This window comes from Kitasatospora sp. NPDC054768, assembly GCF_053612025.1.
This window is the reverse complement of the sequence record NZ_JBSHBN010000005.1, coordinates 77,276-92,727: the sequence shown is the minus strand read 5'-3', so window position 1 is coordinate 92,727 and position 15,452 is coordinate 77,276. Positions and strand designations below refer to the sequence as shown.

The 15,452-nt window shown below is 74.1% G+C and carries 11 protein-coding genes, 1 pseudogene and 1 riboswitch; of the genes and pseudogenes, 6 read left to right on the top strand and 6 right to left on the bottom strand.

Features of this window, described 5'->3' with window-relative positions; translation table 11 throughout:
* Nucleotides 1-47 precede the first annotated feature (47 nt).
* Nucleotides 48-596: a Uma2 family endonuclease gene (locus ACWGKU_RS02710; protein ID WP_401043279.1), complete on the top strand. Its 549-nt coding sequence runs from the start codon at nt 48-50 to the stop codon at nt 594-596.
* Nucleotides 597-618: 22 nt separating this feature from the next.
* Here the strand turns inward: ACWGKU_RS02710 and ACWGKU_RS02705 are convergent, their stop codons facing one another.
* From ACWGKU_RS02705 to fhuB, 6 genes and pseudogenes are all read right to left on the bottom strand, one after another.
* On the bottom strand, nt 619-1,476 hold the full coding sequence (locus tag ACWGKU_RS02705; protein ID WP_401043277.1) for an MBL fold metallo-hydrolase: 858 nt from the start codon (nt 1,474-1,476) through the stop codon (nt 619-621).
* Nucleotides 1,477-1,487: 11 nt separating this feature from the next.
* Nucleotides 1,488-1,555, bottom strand: a riboswitch (guanidine-III (ykkC-III) riboswitch).
* A 33-nt stretch (nt 1,556-1,588) separates the two neighbouring features.
* Entirely contained in the window at nt 1,589-1,786 is a 198-nt protein-coding gene (locus ACWGKU_RS02700) for a DUF397 domain-containing protein (protein WP_401043275.1), read from the bottom strand.
* Nucleotides 1,783-1,968 (bottom strand): DUF397 domain-containing protein, encoded by a 186-nt coding sequence (locus ACWGKU_RS02695; RefSeq protein WP_401043273.1) that lies wholly within the window; start codon nt 1,966-1,968, stop codon nt 1,783-1,785. Before ACWGKU_RS02695 ends, ACWGKU_RS02700 begins: the two co-directional genes overlap by 4 nt.
* On the bottom strand, nt 1,965-2,780 hold the full coding sequence (locus tag ACWGKU_RS02690; RefSeq protein WP_452177716.1) for a helix-turn-helix domain-containing protein: 816 nt from the start codon (nt 2,778-2,780) through the stop codon (nt 1,965-1,967). Before ACWGKU_RS02690 ends, ACWGKU_RS02695 begins: the two co-directional genes overlap by 4 nt.
* Nucleotides 2,781-2,847: 67 nt before the next feature.
* Nucleotides 2,848-3,981, bottom strand: a pseudogene (fes, locus tag ACWGKU_RS02685) (enterochelin esterase); the annotation flags it as partial.
* 10 nt (nt 3,982-3,991) lie between these two features.
* Nucleotides 3,992-6,169 (bottom strand): Fe(3+)-hydroxamate ABC transporter permease FhuB, encoded by a 2,178-nt coding sequence (fhuB, locus tag ACWGKU_RS02680; protein ID WP_401043269.1) that lies wholly within the window; start codon nt 6,167-6,169, stop codon nt 3,992-3,994.
* Nucleotides 6,170-6,276: 107 nt separating this feature from the next.
* On the opposite strand from fhuB, the gene ACWGKU_RS02675 reads away from it, so the two are divergent.
* The 5 genes from ACWGKU_RS02675 to ACWGKU_RS02655 all read left to right on the top strand — a co-directional run bounded on the left by ACWGKU_RS02675 (nt 6,277) and on the right by ACWGKU_RS02655 (nt 15,450).
* Nucleotides 6,277-7,293, top strand: coding sequence for an ABC transporter substrate-binding protein (locus tag ACWGKU_RS02675; protein WP_401043267.1), 1,017 nt, complete (start codon nt 6,277-6,279; stop codon nt 7,291-7,293).
* A 27-nt stretch (nt 7,294-7,320) separates the two neighbouring features.
* Nucleotides 7,321-8,103, top strand: coding sequence for an ABC transporter ATP-binding protein (locus tag ACWGKU_RS02670; RefSeq protein WP_401043266.1), 783 nt, complete (start codon nt 7,321-7,323; stop codon nt 8,101-8,103).
* 233 nt (nt 8,104-8,336) lie between these two features.
* Nucleotides 8,337-9,194, top strand: coding sequence for a DUF4132 domain-containing protein (locus ACWGKU_RS02665; RefSeq protein ID WP_452177715.1), 858 nt, complete (start codon nt 8,337-8,339; stop codon nt 9,192-9,194).
* Nucleotides 9,191-14,287: a hypothetical protein gene (locus ACWGKU_RS02660; protein WP_452177714.1), complete on the top strand. Its 5,097-nt coding sequence runs from the start codon at nt 9,191-9,193 to the stop codon at nt 14,285-14,287. The genes ACWGKU_RS02665 and ACWGKU_RS02660 overlap by 4 nt, the downstream gene beginning before the upstream one ends.
* Nucleotides 14,284-15,450 carry an ATP-binding protein gene (locus ACWGKU_RS02655; protein WP_452177713.1) on the top strand — a complete coding sequence of 389 codons (1,167 nt, stop codon included), beginning with the start codon at nt 14,284-14,286 and terminating at the stop codon, nt 15,448-15,450. Before ACWGKU_RS02660 ends, ACWGKU_RS02655 begins: the two co-directional genes overlap by 4 nt.
* The last annotated feature ends 2 nt before the right edge of the window (nt 15,451-15,452 follow it).

Genomic DNA, 15,452 nt, shown 5'->3' with positions numbered 1-15,452 from the left:
CGGTGCTCCGACTGCCCTACGGTGGTCGGAGCACCGGAGGAGAGCCCATGAACCCTCAGCACTACCGTCTGCTTGAAGAGGCCTGCCGCAGCCTGCCGGACGGCTACAAGGTCGAGCTGTCCGGTGACGTCATCGTCATGCAGACGTCACCGTCATCGATTCACCAGCTCAACCTGGCGATCGTCCAGCGCCAGTTCGAGGCGCACTGTCCTCCCGGCTACTTCCCGACGGGGAACAGTGACCTCTCCTCGCCCGAGTTCGGCACCGTTCGCAACCCCGACCTCACCTACCTGCCCGAGGACGTCATCGAGCTGGGCCGCGAGATCCCCGCCGACCTGGCGCTGATCGCGGTCGAGATCGTCTCGCCGTCCAACCCCGACAACGACTGGAGCGGGAAGGTCCGCGACTACCCGCGGATGGGCTTCCCGCTCTACCTGATCGTGGACCCCCGGCAGAAGACGGTGACCCTGTTCTCCGAACCCAACCGCGACCGCTACCACACCAGGACGGAGCGGGAGTTCGGCGAGAAGCTCCGCATCCCCGCGCCCTTCGACTTCGAGCTGGACCTGACCCGGTTGGTGCCCTACCGGGACTGATCGGCCGCGGGACCCGGGGAGTTCACTCGTTCGGCCAGAGGATCAGGTCGTCCAGCGGGTACCGGCGCGGACCGTCGCCGAGTTCGGCGACGGCCGCCCGGATGCGGTCCAGGTGGGCGGGGGTGAGCTGGAGCGGAGGTTCGTCGGGCTGGTAGGTGGTGCGGATCGGGTAGTCGACGCCCGGCTCGCGGGTCATCTCGATGTGGCAGCCGAGCACGTGCGTCACCGGGTGGCTCCCGGCGAACGCGGCCAGCCGCTCGACGGTGCGCCGGAAGGCCGGCCAGTCGTCGATGTACAGCCGCCCCGGATAGACGGTGTCGCCGGTGAGCAGGAAGCCCGTCCACGGGTCGTAGAAGGTGACCGCCGCCTCGTGGTGTCCCGGCGTGGCCAGGCACTTCAGCACCCGCCCGCCGCCGAGGTCGACCAGGGCCACGGCCTCCTCGTCCCGGTCGAAGCCGAAGTACGGCCAGGCGGTGGGCAGATCGGCACCGACCAGGGTGGTCGCGGGCCGGTCGGCGAACTGGCCGTCGCCCGCGACGTGGTCGCCGTGCGGGTGGGTGTGCAGCACCAGCAGCCCGTAGCCGTCCCGGGGATTGCGGGCGAGCCACGCCTCCACCAGCCCGTCGACCGTCGCGCGCAGCGGGAAGTACGCGGCCTCGGCCGTCGCCCCGGTGTCGATCAGCACCGCCCGCTCCGTCCCGAAGAGCAGGAACAGGAACGGGGCCTCGTAGTTGATCGCCTTGTTCTGCCGCAGGATGACGGTGTGCTCGTCGTACTCGTGGACCTGGATGTCCGGGTCCGTGTTGTGCTTCGCGGACGGGGAACCGTGGATCCACCGCACGTCCAGTGGACGGGCGATCGGTGCACCGGCAGCGGCCATGACGCCTCCAGAGTGCGTCGTCTTGGCAGGCCGGGTACGGCGCACGTCTCGTCCGGGGCCGGTGCCGCTGCACCGCCCCGGGGACGCTAGCACGGGGGCCTTGGCGGCGGCTTCAGTGGTCCGGAGAAGCGAGGTCTCGGGCGAGTTGGACGAAGTCGGTCCAGGCGGTCGGGTTGAAGGCGAGCTGGGGCCCGGTCTTGTCCTTGGAGTCGCGGACATGAACGGTGCCCGGAGTGGAAGCGACCTCGACGCAGGCGCCGCCTTCGGTTCCGCTGTGGCTGGACTTGAACCAGGCCGGTTCAGTGCTCATAGTTCCTCCGCGAGCTCGCCGATGAAGTCGACCCAGGCCTCGGCCGTGAAGGTGAGCTGAGGGCCGGTCTTGTCCTTGGAGTCCCGGATGCGGACGGTGCCCGGGGTGACCGCGATCTCGACGCAGGCGCCGCCCTCGGTGTTGCTGTGGCTGGACTTGAACCAGGTCAACGCATCGTTCATAGCTCCTCCAGCGACTCACTGATCAGCTTGGCCGAGGCCTCGGGACTGAGCGCCTGCCGGAGGATCATTTCATGGCGATGACTGAGGATGCTCACCCTGGCCGGGTCTGCGTGGAGCATGCCCATCGCCTGGCCTTCCTCATACGCGAGTCGTTGATGTTCGACGGTTTCCAGAAGGATGAACTGCCCGTTCAGACCAGGGTGGATCCCCCGGGACGGAACCACTTGAACCGTGATGTGGCGTGCCTCGGCGACCGTCAGAACGTGGCGCAACTGGCGGTGGTGGGCTTCGATGGTCGTGAGCGGCCGTCGTAGGACCCCCTCCTCGATGAGGAAGTTGAAGGCCTTGGTCTGCACCTTCAGCATTTCCTGGCGCTCCAACCTCGCTGCGACCCGCGTTTCGACCGTCTCGTCATCGAGTGGCGGCCAGTGGGATTCGAGGAGCGTTCTCACGGTCTCTTCGGTCTGCAGCAGACCCGGAAAGAAGTGGTTCTCGTACCAGTTGAGTGCCACCGCCTCGGCTTCGTACTTCATGTAGTCCTCGGCGGAGGACGGATATTTCTCGGGCTTCAGGAACTGCGCCCCCGCCACCAGGATCCCCTTCGCGTCGCACATGTCGTCCGCCACCTGCAGCAGGTGCATCGAGGGCTTGCGCCGCCCCGCCTCCATCGACCGCAGGCTCTCGATGCCGTACCCGGCCTCGGTGGCCAGGTGCTCGCGGCTGACACCCGCGCGGGTCCGCCACAGCTTGATCTGGTTGCCGCAGTACTTCCACGACATCGGCGGCGGCGCGGCGGACGAGGACGTGCTCATGGGGTACCTCCAGGCCGATCGGTGCGAAGTTCGACGCTAGACGCCTGATGGCCTGGAGGTATGCGAATCAGCCCGAAACCATCCCCTCGGGTGACCCGAGCAGGTGCGCGAGCCCGTCGGCCAGGCCGCCGCGCCAGCAGGCGTAGTCGTGGCCGCCGTTGAACTCGCGGTAGGCGAGGTCGTAGCCGCGGGCCGTGAGGACGTCGCGCAGGTGGCGGTTCTGGGCGAGGAGCATCCACTCCTGGAGCCCGACCTCGATCCAGAAGCGGGCCTGCCGTCGTTCCTCGGCGGCGAGGCGCCGGGTCAGCCATTCGCTGCCCGCGTCGAACTCGGTCTCGTCGGGCCACCAGAAGGAGCCGGACTGGGAGAGCGCGTTGCCGAAGCGTTCCGGGCGGCGGTAGGCGGCGTAGGCGGCGGTGAGGCCGCCCGCGCTCTGGCCCGCGATCACGGTGGCGGTCGGGTCGCCGCTCGCGCCGAACTCCTTTGTGGCCCAGGGCAGCAGGCGGTCGGCGAGGAGGTCGATGAAGGCCGGGTTGCAGCTCAGGTCGTCCGGGCGCTTCGGCCCCATGGTGTGCACCAGCAGGGTGACGGTGGGCGGGATGGCGCCGTCGGCCGTCAGGTTGTCGAGGGTGTCGCCGGCGGAGAGCACCTCGCCCCACATCTCGCCGTCCAGCAGCACCGCGACCGGGTACGGGCCACCGTCCGGCCGGTGTCCGGCGGGGAGGTGGACGTCGACCCGCCGGCCGGCCACCGTGTGGGCGAGCGTCCGTCCGCGCGGCACGCCGTCGCGCCGCGCCACGTACGGTTGTGCGGGGGCGGCGGGCAGACTGAGCACCGAGGCGGGGTGGCGGCCGTCGCGGGCGGGCAGCCGGGGCTCGGTGTCGTACGGGTCGGGGCGGGCCTGGTCGAGGACGCGCAGCCAGTCGGGCCGGGCGGTGCCGGGGGCCTCGCCGCGGAACGGGTACAGCTGGTACGAGGCGCGGTGGTCGGCGCGCAGCCGGTAGGTGATCGACCATGCCCCATCGTCCTGGCGCTGCATCAGATGCGGTGTCAGGTCCCCGGCATGGCGGTCCTTGTCGGTGACGGTGTGCAGCAGCGCGAGCACGCCGTCGCAGTCGCCGTCGTGATGGGTGAAGGTGACCAGGCGGTAGGCGGGATCGTCGGGGCAGAGGGCGACGAGCGGGGTTTCCACAGCAGTGACTCCAAAAGGCTTAGGCGGGGCTGCCCTTGCGGCCGAGCAGCACCCAGAGCAGGAAGGGACCGCCGAGGACGGTGGTGACGATGCCGACGGGGATCTCCACTCCGGCGAACAGAACCCGGCCCAGTGTGTCGGCGAGCACGACGAGCAGGGCGCCGGTCAGGGCGGAGCCGAGCACGGGCACCCGCGCGGGCCCGGCCAGCCGTCCGGCGATCACCGGCGCGGCCAGGGCCACGAAGCCGACCGGCCCGCAGACGCCGACCGCCAGCCCGGCCAGGGCGACGGCCAGCAGCAGGCAGGCGAGCCGGACCCGGCCCGGGTCGACGCCGAGTGCGGAGGCGACGCTGTCGTCGAAGCGCAGCACCGCCAGCCGCCGGGCCACCGCCAGCGCGATCGGCACCAGTGCCGCCAGTCCGATCAGGACGGGCGTGGCGACGGCGAGGTCGCGTCCGTTGAGGCTGCCGTTGGTCCAGATGTACAGCGATCCGGCCGAGTTGAGGGAGCGCCGGGCCATCGCGACCTGGATGACGGCCGAGGCGAGCGCCGACATGGCGAGCCCGACCACCAGGACCCGGTAGCCGCGCGCGCCGAGTCCGCCGGAGGCCAGGGTGACGACCAGGACGGCGACCAGCGCGCCGAGCGGTCCGGCCCACCAGGCGCCGAAGGTGCCCGCGGTGCTGGCGGAGATGAGTACGGCGGCGGTCGCGCCGTCGTTGACGCCGAGGAGTTCGGGGGTGGCCAGGCGGTTGCGGGCGAGGGTCTGGGTGAGGCAGCCGGCCAGGCCGAGGGCGGCGCCGGCGGCGAGTCCGGCGACGATCCGGCCGAGTCGGAACTTCTGTACCAGCAGGACGTCCAGCCGGTCGCCGTAGCCGAACACGGCCTGGAAGGTGCGGGCGAGGTCGAGTTCGCTCTGTCCGGCGTGCGCCGAGACGACGACGGCGGCCAGCAGGGCGGCGGCCAGGCCGAGCGAGGCCAGCAGTGCCCGGCGCGGCAGCAGCAGCGACCATGTGCCGTGCCGCAGGGTCAAGTCCGGCTTGGGCGGCGCCGGTTCGCCGCGTCGCGCGGCCGGCGTGGACTCGGCGGGGTCGGCCATGGCCAGGGCGGTGGAGTGCCGGGAGCGGACGATCGCGATCAGGGCCGGGGCGCCGATCAGCGCGACGATCACCGACACCGGCGCCTCGAAGGGCCGGGCCACCACCCGGGCGAGCACGTCCGCGCCGGTCAGCACGGTGGCGCCGAACAGCGCGGCGAGCAGGGTGAGTCGGCCGATCCGGGGGCCGGCGACGGTGCGGGCGAGGAAGCCGGAGAGCAGCCCGAGGAAGGCGATCGGCCCGGCCAGCGCGACCGCCGAGGCGGTCAGCAGGGTGACGGCGACGGCGACGGCGGCCCGGGTGGCGCCGGGTCGGTGGCCGAGGCCGCGGGCGAGGTCGTCGCCGAGGGCGAGCGCGGTCAGCGGACGGGTGGTGAGGGCGGCGAGCAGGAATCCGGCGCCGAGCACCGGGGCGAGCTGGCGCAGGGTCGTCCAGCCTTCCACCCCGGCCAGCGAGCCGAGCACCCACACCCGGTACCGCTCGTACGCCTCGGGGGAGTTGACGATCAGCACGTCGGTGAGCCCGCGGAAGATCGCCGCGACGGCGGAGCCGGCGAGCACCAGCCGCATCGGCGATCCGCCGCCCCGGCTGCTGGCGACCAGCAGCACCACGGTGCTGGCGAGCACCGCGCCGCCGAAGGCGAAGGCGAGGTAGCCGAAGGAGGTCTGCACGCCGAGCACGGCGATGCCGAGCACGACGCCCAGCGAGGCGCCGGCGTTGACGCCGAGCAGGCCGGTCTCGGCCAGCGGGTTGCGGGTGACGGACTGCAGTTGCGCCCCGGCGACGCCGAGCGCGGCGCCGACCAGCAGGGCGGTGAGGGTGCGCGGCAGCCGCAGGTCGCCGACGACGAGGGCGAGCCGGCCGTCGGCGCGGGCGCCGTCGTGGTTCAGCAGGTAGTCCAGCACCCGCCCGGGGCCGACCTCGCCGGCGCCGACCGACAGCGAGAGCGCGGCCAGGGCGAGCAGGAGGACCACCGCCGCCGTGACGGCCGGCCAGGTGGGGCGGGCACCCTCGGGCCGACGGCTCCGCCGGCCCGGTGGCGGCGAATCCGGCGCGGTGGCGGGGGGCGCCGCGCGGACGCCGGCTTGCGAGAATGTCATAAGGTAAGGCTAACCTAATGGCCGAGTCCGTCCCGTGGGGCACCCCCGTCCCGTCGAACTTCTCGGACGCCGCTCAACTTCCGTACCACCGTTGCCCGGAGGCACCCATGCCGTTCGCCCGTCGCCCGCTCAGCCCCGTCCGCCGCCGTGCGGCCCAGGCGCTGGCCGTCTCCGGGGCGGCCGCGCTCCTGCTCACCGGCTGCGGCTCCTCCGGCTCGTCCTCCTCGTCCTCGGGCTCCTCCACGGCCGCCTCCCCGGCGGCGGACGCGGCGGGCGGCGGCAAGCGGACCGTCAAGGACGCCACCGGCAAGGCCGTCGAGGTCCCCGCCGAGCCCAAGCGGATCGTCACCCTCACCCAGGAGGACCTGGACGCGGTGCTCGCCCTGGGCGTCAAGCCGGTCGGCATCACCAACGGCCAGGGGCTGGCCGAGCCGCCCGCGTACCTCAAGGACAAGGTGCAGGGCGTCCCGGTGGTCGGGAACCTGCTCCAGCCCGTGATGGACAAGGTGATCGCCGCCAAGCCCGACCTGATCCTGGCCGGCGACATGCAGGACGAGCAGGTGCTCAAGCAGCTGCGCGAGATCACCCCCGCCACGCTGGTCACCATGGCGCCCACCGACGACTGGAAGCTCGCCTTCCGCGGCATCGGCAACGCCGTCAACAAGCTCGACCAGGCCAACAAGGTGATCGGCGACTACGACGCCAAGGCCGCCAAGGCGGGCGCCGAGCTCACCAGGAACAAGGGCGCCGCCGTCTCCATCGTGCGATGGAACCCCACCGGCCCGAGCTGGATGGAGAAGAAGCAGTTCGCCGGCGGCGTCGCCCTGGACATGGGCCTGACCCGCCCGGCCGCGCAGGACAAGGACGGCAACGCGCACAGCCCGGCGCTCAGCCTGGAGAAGCTCAACGAGATCGACGGCGACTGGCTGTTCCTGTCCACCCTGACCGACGACGGCAAGGCCGCGCTCAAGGACGTCCAGTCCAAGCCCGCCTACCAGGAGCTGGGCGCGGTGAAGAACAACCACGCCGTCACCGTGGACGGCTCGGTCTGGTCCACCCGGGGCGGCCCGCTCGCCGCCGACGTGGTCATCGGCGACTTCGCCAAGGCGCTCGGCGGCAACTGAGCGTACGTCGAACCAGGGGGAGCTGCCATGGAGTTGACCATCCAAGGGCTCAGCGCAGGCTACGGGCCGGGGCGCCCGGTGCTCGGCGGCGTCGACCTCACCGTGCCGGCCGGACAGGTGGTGGCGGTGGTCGGCCCGAACGGCTGCGGGAAGTCCACCCTGCTGCGGTCCGTCGCGAGGCTGCACCGCCCGGACAGTGGGCGGGTCCTGGTCGGCGGCGAGGACGTGTGGCGGCTGCGCCCGCGCCAGGCCGCCCACCGGGTCGCGCTGCTGCCGCAGAGCCCGCAGGCCCCGGAGGCGGTCACCGTCGCCGGGCTGGTCCGCTACGGCCGCCATCCGCACCAGGGGCTGTTCCGCCAGTGGTCGGCGGAGGACGAGCGGCTGACCGCCGAGGCCCTGCGCGCCACCGGCGTGGAGGACCTCGCCGACCGTCGCCTCGACCGGCTCTCCGGTGGCCAGCGCCAGCGCTGCTGGCTCGCCATGGTGCTCGCCCAGGACACCCCGGTGGTCCTGCTCGACGAGCCGACCAGCGCGCTCGACCTCGGGCACGCGGTGGAGGTGCTGGAGCTGGTCCGCCGGGTCGCGGCGGGCGGGCGGACGGTGGTCATGGTGCTGCACGACCTCGCGGCGGCCGCCCGCTACGCGGACCTGCTGGTCGCGCTGCGGGACGGTGCGGTGGTGGCCTGCGGGCCGCCGCGCGAGGTGGTGGACGCGCCGCTGGTGCGGGCGCTGTACGACATCGACAGCCATGTGCTGGCGGCGCCGGGCGACGGTGCGCCGGTGATCGTGCCCCGGGCGCCGTCGGTCTGACGGGGCGGAGGGACGGAGGGACGGACAGGGCGGAGGGACGGGCGGGGCGGCTGCTTTCGGGCGGCCGCCCCGCTTTTTTCGCCTCCTCGATCACTCGTTCGAGTGGTTTGAACTTTGCATGTCACGGCCCGAGTTCACCCCGCCCGTCGCGTTGTCAGTGGGCCTCGCTACGTTCCTCGCATCGCTGGTCAGCAGGCGATCGACAAGTGTTTCCCGGTGGGAGGAGTACGGCCGTGGCATGGGTGGAGACGGACGCGGGAGGGTACCGCGTCGCGCTCGACGGGGAGGGCAGGGTGGCGTGCCGCAACGCGGCGGGGCGCGACCTCAAGTCCCTGCCGGCGAAGCTCGGTGACGACCGCGTGGTCATCCAGCTCAAGCAGCTCGCCGAGTGGCTGGCCGCGCACGAGCGCGGCTGCCTGGAGGACGTCGAGCGCTGGATGGTCCGCTCGCTGCCGGTGCCCGCCGCCGTGCTCACCGCCGTGTGGCCGGACGAGGCCTGGCAGGGCGTCCTGAAGGACCTCGTGGTCACCACCACGGACGGCTCCGTGGCCGGCTTCCTGCGCGGCGTCGACGCCGAGCGCGGCCTCGGCCTGGTCGACCTGGACGGGGACACCGTGCGCCTCACCGACGGCGAGGTGCTGATACCGCACCCCGTCCTGCTCCAGGACCTCGACGAGCTGCGCGAGTTCGCCGTCGAACTCGGCGTCTCCCAGCGTGTCCAGCAGCTCTACCGCGAGGTCTGGCACCGGCCCGCGGAGCTGCCGGCGGGCACCGAGGTCACCACCTACGCCGGTGGCCGCTACCGGGAGCTGCGCGAGCTGGTCGGGCGCTGCAACCGGCTCGGCTGCCGGGTCCGCGGCGGCTCCGCCGTCCAGCCGGTCACCGAGGGCGGGCGCACCGTCGAGGCCCGGGTCTGGGTCGGCGACTACTACGAGTACGACGCGTGCGAGACCGGCGCGCTCAGCTGGGCCGGCCCCGACGGCCGTGCCCTGCCGCTCACCGAGGTCGGACCGGTCGCCTGGTCCGAGGGCATGCGGATGGCCGCCGCCCTGTACGCCGGCCGCACGATCCAGGGGGAGGAAGCCGCATGACCGCCACCGCGCACCCGACCACCGCGCACCCGACCACCGCGACGCCCGAGGAACTGCTCGACGCCGGGGCCGTGCTCCCGCCCGGCACCCTGCCCGGGGCCGGCCGCCCCGACAGCGCCGCCGACGTCCTCACCGCCCGCGGCTACACCCACCCCGCGCTCGACGGGCGCCGGATCGTCCGGCTCGTCCCCGGGGCGCTCGGCCCGGCCGAGGACCTCGCCCTCGACTTCCTCGGCCTGGCGCCGGAGGCCGCGCCCGCCGAGGTCGGCCAGGTCCGCCAGGAGGCGCTCGGCTTCCCCGCCTGGGCCCTGGTCCACGACCCGGCCAACGGCCACCACGCGCTCGCCCTGGTCAAGGAGCTGGAGCGGCTCGCCCGCCAGGCCGCCTCCAAGCCCGGCGCCGCCAAGGACGGCTTCGACGAGCTGGCCGTCCGCCTCGGCCGGGCCGTCCCGCACTTCCTGCCCACCTTCTGCGAGGAGGTCGGCCGGATCTTCCTGCGCCACGAGAACCGGACCTACGCCGCCGCCTGGTTCGGCAAGGCCCGCGAGGCCGAGCGCACCCACGGCCTGCCGGTGGACGAGGAGCGGCTGCGCGCCGTCTTCCTGGAGTTCGCCCTGGCCGGCGCGCTCACCGTCAAGTCCCTGCGCCAGTACGTCAAGGAACTCGCCCAGCGGCTCGACCCGCTGACCGCCTGGCAGCGCTTCCGCCAGCTGTGCACCGAGCGCTCCGCGGCCGGCATGGCCCCGTACGCCGGGGTCGCCGAGGACGCCCGCGCGCTGATCAAGGCCGCCGGGCTGGACCGCGCCGAGCACGAACGCGCGCTGCTCGCCGAGCTGCTGGACTCCCCGGCGGTCACGCGGGCGCCCGCCGCGTTCTGGAAGTCCTGGCACGGCGCGCTGGTCGAGCTCGGCCGCAGCGACGCGGCGGTCCGCGCCCGCCTGCTGGAACTGCTGCCCGACCCGTCCTCCTCCGAACCGGCCGCGCACGACACCGCCTGGCTGGCGCTGCTCGCCGAGACCGGCGCCGAGGACCTGCTCACCGGCCCCCGCCCCGAGGGCGCCGAACCGGCCGCCGCCTGGCTGCAGCGCTGGTGCAACCACCACGGCCGCGGCTGGCGCAGCCGGCCCAGCTGCCCGGACACCCTCGCGCTGGCCCGCCGGATGGTCGAGCGGCTCAAGGCCGACGCCGTCCCGGTGGACCTCCACACCGGCATCCGCGCCAGCCGGACCAGGATCGACCTGCTGGACCTGCTGCTCACCGCGGGCGTGCCGGTGGCCGGTCCGCCGGACGGCCTCGGCATCGAGCTGCACGACTGGGTCTCGGAGTGCGGCCCCGACAGTCCCTCCCTCGCCGCCGTCGGCGCCGACGAGCGCTACCGGCCGCTGCTGCGCCGAGCCGCCCCGGCCGCCTGGAAGACGGCCGCCGAGCGCGAGGTGCCCGCCCTGCCGCTGCTGAACGAGCTGTTCGCCGAGTGGGCCGAGGAGCGCTCCGAGGAGCTGTTCGCCGCCCGCGGCCTGGCCGCCGCCGCCGACCTGGTCCGCGCGTTCGCCCAGCACCGCACCGCCGTCCGGACGGTCGCGCCGGCCGTCGCCGACCGGGTCGCCGCCCTCGACGTCGCCGCGCTGCTCACCGACGCCCTCCGGGCCGGCATCCTGGACGAACTCGGCTGGCCCGCCCTGGAGGAGGCACTCGGCAAGATCGCCGACCCGCCCGCCGACGACGCCCCGCAGCACCCCGTCCCCAGCCTGGGCGGCGCGGGCCTGAGCGGCCTGGTCGTCGAGGACGCCTGGCCGCACCTGATCCTCGCCCGCCTCGACCGGGCCGTCGTCGTCGGCCCGGAGGGCATCGTGCTGGAGCACACCCTCCGGCTGCCCGAGGAGCTGCACCAGCGCAACCGGATCCGGCTGCGCCTGGTCGACGGCGAACTGCTGGTCGTCTGGTCCCACGAGGGCAAGCAGCTCGCCTACTGGTCGAGCCGCCCGGACGAGCGGTTCGAGCTGGAGGGCGAGACCATCGCCGGCTACTACTACGGCGACCGCCAGCCCGAGCTGCCCTCGCTCCAGCTGCCCGGTGGCGGCCGCACCACCGGCGAGCGCCCGCTGCACGCCGGCGACACCCGGATGCCCGACGAGCACCCCGTCCTCGGCGACGGCACCGGCTACTGGACGGTGCGCCACGCCTCCGACGGCGAGGCCGTCCTGCGCGAACTCGACCCGGCCACCGGCGCCCTGGGCCGCGCCGCCGAACCGCCGGTGATCGCCGCCACCGCCCAGGCCGGCCGGCTCGTCCGGAAGAGCACCTGGCTGCTGCCGCTGCAGCCCGGCCTGGAGCGGACCCCGCTCGGCACCGACGGCACCGTGCTCGGCAGCTGGGCCAGGGTCGAGCCCCACAAGGCCGTCACCACCTTCACGGCCGACGGGCAGCGCATCGTGCTGCCGCTGACCGGATACCGGTCGGACACCGTCCCGGTCGGCCGGCTCGCCCTGCCGGGCGCGGCCGCCCCGGTGGTCAGCCACACCTCCGGCGAGCACGTCTCGCTCAACCTGCCCGACCTCACCGGCCGCGCCGACCGCACCGTCGACCTGCACCCCTGCCGCGCCGGTGAGCTCTCCGCCGCCGGCACCCCGCTCGTTCCGCCGTTCCCGCACTGGCACGCCCTGCGCCCGCGTGACGAGGCCGGCTCCACGGTGCTGCGCGGCGTCTCCTCCGAGCAGGCCGCCCGGCTGATCGACGCCGCCTGGCCGACCGACACCGAGCCGGTCCCCGAGGACGAGCAGTGCTGGCTCACCGTCCAGGGCGTGCGCCGTCCGCTCGCCCGGCGCACCCCGCGCACCCTGCCCGTCCCGGAGGTCGGCGCGATCCTGCCCGGCATCGCGGACCAGCGGCTGCTGGCCGGCGTCGCCGGCCTCGCCCGCCTCGCCGCCGACCTGCTGGACCGGATCGCCCGGTTCGCCCCGCAGCCGGAGGCCGAGCGCCCGAGCACGAAGCAGAACACCGAATGGCAGCCCGAGCACGGGCGCGACCACGAACTGCGCGACGCCGTGCGCGCCGTGCTGCCCGAGATCGGTGGCTTCGGCAACAACTGGGGATCCGCCGCGCACTGGTGGGTGCTCAACAACCTGCGTGCCGTCACCGGGGTGCTGGCCGCCCCGCCCGCCGCCGACGGCGAGGGCTGGAGCAGCCCCGCCACCCTCAGCCTGCGCAACGGCGACGTCAGCCACGGCTGGCTGCACCTGCTCGGCCGGGTCCACGCGCTGGCCCACGCGGTGGCCTCGCCGTTCACCGAGCCCGCCCACCGCTCCTCGCTGGTCCTGCTGCTCGGCGAGCTGACCAAGGGCCCGCTGGCCGACCGTGGCACCACCCTGCGCGAGATCGTCCTCGCCGAACAGGTGCCGACGGCCGTGAACGCCACCGGCGGCCGGCCGGTCGCCCAGCGCCAGGGCGAGGTGCTGCGGCACGGCGGGCGCACCGTCGTCATCCTCGGCCACCAGCGGCAGTACGCCGACGGCATCGTGCACTGGCTCGCCGTCGACCACGACCCGAGCGGGGAGTTCGGGCCCGTCGCGCACTTCACCACGGTCGAGGAGCGCGACACCGGGGAACTGGTCGACGCCGCCTGGGTCGCCGAGTTCTCGAAGGTCGCCGCGCTGCGCTGCGCCGTCCCCTGGGACGCGGCCAGGGCCGAGGCGTTCAGCGAGCTCACCGGCATCGGCACCGCCCGCTCCGCCCTGCTGCTCAGCCCGCCGTCCGGCCTGCTGTACTGGAACGACATCGCCGTGCCCGCCGAACTCGCGCTCAAGGCCGCCGATTTCAAGGCCGCCCGGACATGGCTGCGCGGACACGACCACACCGGCCTCGCCGCCGTCTGGGGCGCCCTGCTGCCCGCGGACCCGAAGACCCTGTGGACCGACGGCCCCGACCTCGCCGCCGGGGCCGAGGAGTGGATCCGGCGCTTCGGACGCCTCGTCACCCTCCCCGAGGAGGCGTTGGCCACCGTCCAGGGCGTGTCCATCGACACCGTCGAGGCCGTGCTCAACCTCTCCAGCACCCCGTGGCTGACCCGCCGCACCCCCTTCCGGGTCGTCAGCCAGGACGGCTCCGGCCCCCGGCTGGTCCCCGAGGACGGCTCCGCCGTGCCGGACGTCGGCGCACTCGCCTCCACCGTCGCCGCACTGCGCTGGCTCGCCTACCACCTGCCCGCCGACAGCCCGCTGCGCCCGCTGCTGCCCGCCGCCGCCACCGCGCTGCGCGAGCGCCTGGCCGACCCGGAGCTGCTGCTCGACCTCCACGTGACCAGCACCGTCAAGGGCAAGCCGCTGGCCGCCGTCCTGCGCACCCACTTCGGCCTGCCCGCCGAGGGCGGCACCGACCCGGACGGCATGGTCCGCTGCGGCCCGGCGCTCGTCCTGATGCCCCACCACGAGAAGTACGAGCGGATCTGGCTGCGCCCGGCCGCCCTCACCGGCCCCGACGACCCACTGCTCGAACTGATCGGCGGGCTCGCCGACAGCCACTGGTACCGCACCGAGCGGTCGGCCGTCGAAGCCGTGCTCCGGGGCGAGCCGGAGCAGCTGGTCGCCACCGCCACCGCTGCTGCTGCCGCCACCACCACCGTCCCGGCCCCCGGCGAGGGCCCCGCCTGGCTGCAGAACCCGCAGCTGTCCGTCCCCGCACTGGTCGCCGAGGTGTCCCGCACCCACGACCTGGGCGAGGACGCCGCCACGCTCTACCTCCAACTGCTCGCCCTGCCCGACCCGACCGACCGCAACACCGCCCGCTGGACGGGCTGGAAGCCCGCCCGGCTGAAGAAGGCCCGCGCCGAACTCGCCGCCACCGGCCTGGTGCTGGAGGCCAAGCGGGCCCGGGCCGGCCGCGGCCTCTTCCTGCCCGGCGGCTGGCTGGAGGCCAAGGCGCCGGCGCTGCCGGCCGAGACCTGGAAGGCCGCCCTGTACGAACTGCACACCCACCGGCCCGCGCTGGTCCCCCTGCCCGTCCCCGAGCTGTTCGCCCGGGCCTGGCAGCGGACCGTCGACGGCGACGCCCCCGGTTACGAAGAGCTCCAGACCAGCAAGCGCAGGAAGGCCCGCCGATGACCGCCACCGAGACCACCCCCGGCGCGACCGCCACCGTCGCCGCCGCGGACCGGCAGACCGTCCCGCCCGAGGAGAAGTACGCCGCCGAACTGGAGTTCCTGGCCGCCCACGACAGCGGCCCGCGCCCGCCCGGCTGGCGGCTGACCCCGCGCGCCGTGGTCACCTTCGTGAGGGGCAGCGGCGGCGAGAAGCTCAAGGCCGGGCGCAAGGGCCTGGTCATCGAGCCGAAGTTCGTCGGCGAGCGCGCCCTGGTCGAGCGCTGCGTCGTCACCCTCGCCGGGGAGCGCGGCCTGCTGCTCGTCGGCGAGCCCGGCACCGCCAAGTCCATGCTCTCCGAGCTGCTCGCCGCCGCCGTCTGCGGCACCAGCGCGCTCACCGTCCAGGGCACCGCCGGCACCACCGAGGACCAGCTCAAGTACGGCTGGAACTACGCCCTGCTGCTCGCCAAGGGGCCCAGCCGCGAGGCCCTCGTCCCCTCGCCGGTGCTCACCGCGATGACCGCCGGCGCGGTCGCCCGGGTCGAGGAGGTCACCCGCTGCCTGCCCGAGGTGCAGGACGCCCTGGTCTCGCTGCTCTCGGAACGGCGCATCGCCGTCCCCGAACTGGCCGGCACCCCGGACGGGCAGCTGCACGCCGCGGCCGGCTTCACCCTGATCGCCACCGCCAACCTGCGGGACAAGGGCGTCAGCGAGATGTCCGCGGCGCTCAAGCGGCGCTTCAACTTCGAGACGGTCGGCCCGATCGGCAGCCTCGCCGCCGAGGTCGACCTGGTCCGCCGCCAGTCCACCACCGCCGTGGCCCGGGCCGGCGCCGCCTACGCCGTGGACGACGCCGTCCTGGAGGCCCTGGTCACCGCGTTCCGCGACCTGCGCACCGGCCGCTCCACCGAGGGCTGGGACGTCGAACGCCCGTCCACCGTGATGAGCACCGCCGAGGCGGTCTCCGTCGCCACCTCGCTCGGGGTCAGCGCCGCCTACCTGCCCGACGGCGGGGACCTGCTCGGCCGGCTGCCCGGCCAGCTCCTCGGTGTGGTCCGCAAGGACGAGCCGGCCGACGCGGCCCGGCTGCTCGGCTACTGGGACGGCCCGGTCCGCCGCCGCGCCGAACAGGGCGCCGCCACCTGGCGCACCCTGTGGGACCTCCGCTCGGCACTGGAGGCCTGATC

Coding starts and splice junctions, on each gene's coding strand:
- ACWGKU_RS02695 (WP_401043273.1), bottom strand. CDS start 1,968: ATGAACGATGCGTTGACCTGGTTCAAGTCCAGCCACAGCAACACCGAG.
- ACWGKU_RS02670 (WP_401043266.1), top strand. CDS start 7,321: ATGGAGTTGACCATCCAAGGGCTCAGCGCAGGCTACGGGCCGGGGCGC.
- ACWGKU_RS02660 (WP_452177714.1), top strand. CDS start 9,191: ATGACCGCCACCGCGCACCCGACCACCGCGCACCCGACCACCGCGACG.
- ACWGKU_RS02705 (WP_401043277.1), bottom strand. CDS start 1,476: ATGGCCGCTGCCGGTGCACCGATCGCCCGTCCACTGGACGTGCGGTGG.
- fhuB (WP_401043269.1), bottom strand. CDS start 6,169: ATGACATTCTCGCAAGCCGGCGTCCGCGCGGCGCCCCCCGCCACCGCG.
- ACWGKU_RS02675 (WP_401043267.1), top strand. CDS start 6,277: ATGCCGTTCGCCCGTCGCCCGCTCAGCCCCGTCCGCCGCCGTGCGGCC.
- ACWGKU_RS02700 (WP_401043275.1), bottom strand. CDS start 1,786: ATGAGCACTGAACCGGCCTGGTTCAAGTCCAGCCACAGCGGAACCGAA.
- ACWGKU_RS02690 (WP_452177716.1), bottom strand. CDS start 2,780: ATGAGCACGTCCTCGTCCGCCGCGCCGCCGCCGATGTCGTGGAAGTAC.
- ACWGKU_RS02710 (WP_401043279.1), top strand. CDS start 48: ATGAACCCTCAGCACTACCGTCTGCTTGAAGAGGCCTGCCGCAGCCTG.
- ACWGKU_RS02655 (WP_452177713.1), top strand. CDS start 14,284: ATGACCGCCACCGAGACCACCCCCGGCGCGACCGCCACCGTCGCCGCC.